The following is a 2,885-nucleotide window of genomic DNA, read 5'->3' on the forward strand; positions in this document are numbered from 1 at the left end:
ACGACTTTGCGCCGATGATAGTGCTGCAACCAGTGTGAAAGTAGGTTATCGTCAGGCTAGTTATATAGAAAAGCCCCACTCAGTGATCTGAGTGGGGCTTTTCGCTTTGGGCGATCGCTACACAAAAGATGGTCCGAACCATCTTGATTTCCCAGGCGATGCATCGGTCAGCACCGCGCGTGATAGTGCGAAAAGCCTCTCCACATTCCATCACGCGTGCTGGCTCTGTCTCAAGCTGTCAGCCCACACTTTGTCTTCGTGTGAAAAAACATCGGTTTAGTGAGCAGAACGGATAGAAAACTATGCTTTCCGTACAGAATCAATAGTGCGCTATTAAATCTTCTCTATAATTCCTCGTCATCGTTCAACCTCTTTAGCTGATGGTTGCATGCCAACCTGCGAAACCGTTTTTCTCTCAAAGTCGTTATTCTATGAACATATTTTCCTCAATCAGTACCCGTGCAAAACTCGCCCTCGGATTCGGCCTCGTCGGCATCCTTATCGTCGTGCTCGCGTTATTTGCCTGGCGTGAGTTAGGAAATGTTGGCCAGGAATTAGCCTCCCAGAATGCTGTGCGCACTACCAAGCTCGAGCGCCTGTATGCGCTGCGTGAATCGCTTGCGCAAACCGGCCTGGCTGCACGCAATGCCTATATCGTTCCCGACGCCACGCAAGCACAACGTGAGCTGGCCTTGCTGGACGAGCAGAAAGCCAATTTCCTGAAAGAGTTGCGGGCTCTTGAGCCCTTGTTTGGAGGAAACGCCGATTTCGCGACCATGCGCACCGGCCTGCTGCGTATGGCAGAGGAACTCAACCGTCCGAGGAGGTACCGCGATGCCACGCAGATGGCAGAATATGCGGCATTTCTGGTCAATGAATGCAGCCCACTGCGCCGGCAAAATGTGCTGGACATTAACCGTGTCATCACTGCAGTACAGAAGCAAGTTGAGGCAGGCACGCTGAGCGCCGAGCAATCGATCAATTCCGCCCAAACAACGATCGCCGCTGTTGCGCTCGCTGCAGTGATCATCAGCATTCTTGTTGGTGGCGCCATTACTGCGCACTTGTTGCGCCAGTTGGGTGGCGAACCTCTGGAGGTCAACCGCATTGCATCGGCAATCGCCTCAGGTGACCTAACCGTTGGGATCACCGTGCGTCCCAACGACCGTGCGAGCGTCATGCATGCCATCCGTGAGATGCAAGCCAGCCTGCAGCGTATTGTTGCGCAAGTCCGCGGTGGCACCGACATGATTGCAAATGCCTCGAGCGAAATCAGCACGGGCAACAGCGACCTTTCGATGCGGACTGCACAACAGGCCACGTCGCTTGGCCGCACGGCGACGTCGATGAAGCAGTTCACCGCCGTTGTGGAACAGAACACCGCGCACGCCCGTCATGCCAACACACTCGCAGCCTCAGCGAGCCAGGTTGCTCGCAAAGGTGGAAATGCCGTCACGGCGGTGGTCAGCACGATGCAGGAAATTAACGCATCGGCGCACAAGATATCGGACATCATCAGCGTCATCGATGGCATCGCATTTCAGACCAATATCCTGGCACTCAATGCCGCAGTGGAGGCGGCGCGTGCAGGCGAACAGGGGCGCGGATTTGCTGTTGTTGCCAGCGAGGTGCGGAGCCTCGCCCAGCGTTCCGCCAGTGCTGCGAAAGAAATTTCTGCACTGATTGGCGAATCGGTATCGAAGGTGGAGGCCGGATCGAGGCTAGTCGAGCAAGCCGGCGTGACGATGAGCGACATCGTGACCAGCGTGCAACATGTCAGCGGGATCATCGAAGAAATCACGGCAGCGAGCGAAGCCCAGCACACCGGGATTCAGGAGGTCAACCTGGCGGTCGATCAGATGGATGAAGCAACCAAGCAAAATGCCGTGCTGGTCGAGCAATCTGCGGCATCGGCGGCGGCGCTCAACGAGCAGGCGGGGAGTCTGTTGCGGACGGTGCGCGTATTCCGCATTGATGCCGAGAACAATCTGATGCGAATCGCAGCATAAGCTGCGTCGTCGACAACGTCGACTTAACCGTCGTTGTCGTTCAAGCTATTACGCAGTTCAACCAACTGACCTCGCAACGTCTCGACCTCGTCGGCCGAACACTTGGTCGCACGAAATACAGCCGCCATGACATTGGCAGCTTCTTGCTTGAGCGCCTTGCCGTCATCTGTCAGGCTGATGATGACCTGCCGCTCATCACTGCGGGCGCGGTTGCGCTGCACCAGCCCTTGTGCCTCCATACGCTTGAGCAAGGGAGTGAGCGTCGCCGAATCCAGAAACAAGTGCTCGCCGATATCCGATACTGTCAATTGATCTTGCTCCCACAACACCATCATGACGAGATATTGCGGATACGTCAGGCCAAGCTTTGGCAGCACGCCGCGATACACCCGCATCATCGCCAGGGACGTCGAATACAGGGCGAAGCAGAGCTGTTCGTCGAGACGAGGCGTTGTCGTCGAAGGAGGAGAAGTAGCAGTCATGGAATCCAATATAGGTCGCACACTAGATAATTGCAAGCAATGCCAAGCCCGTAGAACACATCGGTCTTTACGCTGCCAACGCCTCTGGCAGTGATGCTACGTTGTGTTTCACACGATCAAAGTGCGCTTCAAAGAATATTCTTGAAGAGCCCTTGCGCAATACAGCCAAGGTTTGTTATAGTTCGCCTCCGCTTCGGCACTGACCGAAAATGTTAACGTAATCAAGTGGTTACGAGAGCAAGGTCTGCAGAGAAATCTGAGACGAAGCGAAAAGAACGAGTTGACGAGAATTAGGAAACACAGCATAATCTCTCTTCTCTGCTGCAGCGAACAAAACGATTCGCTACCAACAGCAAGATGCACCGAATAAAGTTCTTTAAAAATTAACAGTCGA

3 protein-coding genes are annotated in these 2,885 nt (G+C 54.5%); 1 reads left to right on the forward strand and 2 read right to left on the reverse strand.

Features of this window, described 5'->3' with window-relative positions; all coding sequences use genetic code 11:
• The first annotated feature begins 431 nt into the window (after positions 1–431).
• Positions 432–2,009: a methyl-accepting chemotaxis protein gene (locus tag AC56LY_RS24440; RefSeq protein ID WP_499583716.1), complete on the forward strand. Its 1,578-nt coding sequence runs from the start codon at positions 432–434 to the stop codon at positions 2,007–2,009.
• Between the two features lie 23 nt (positions 2,010–2,032).
• Here the strand turns inward: AC56LY_RS24440 and AC56LY_RS24445 are convergent, their stop codons facing one another.
• Complete coding sequence (locus tag AC56LY_RS24445) at positions 2,033–2,491, reverse strand: MarR family winged helix-turn-helix transcriptional regulator (RefSeq protein ID WP_499583717.1); 459 nt, start codon at positions 2,489–2,491, stop codon at positions 2,033–2,035.
• Between the two features lie 108 nt (positions 2,492–2,599).
• Positions 2,600–2,885 (reverse strand): hypothetical protein (locus AC56LY_RS24450; protein WP_499583718.1); only part of this gene is annotated, 286 nt, incomplete at its 5' end.

This window comes from Telluria sp. ZT3P25, from assembly GCF_059685895.1.

Bases quoted from the DNA above. Each gene is read 5' to 3' on its own strand.
- AC56LY_RS24445 (WP_499583717.1), bottom strand. From the start codon at position 2,491: ATGACTGCTACTTCTCCTCCTTCGACGACAACGCCTCGTCTCGACGAA.
- AC56LY_RS24440 (WP_499583716.1), top strand. From the start codon at position 432: ATGAACATATTTTCCTCAATCAGTACCCGTGCAAAACTCGCCCTCGGA.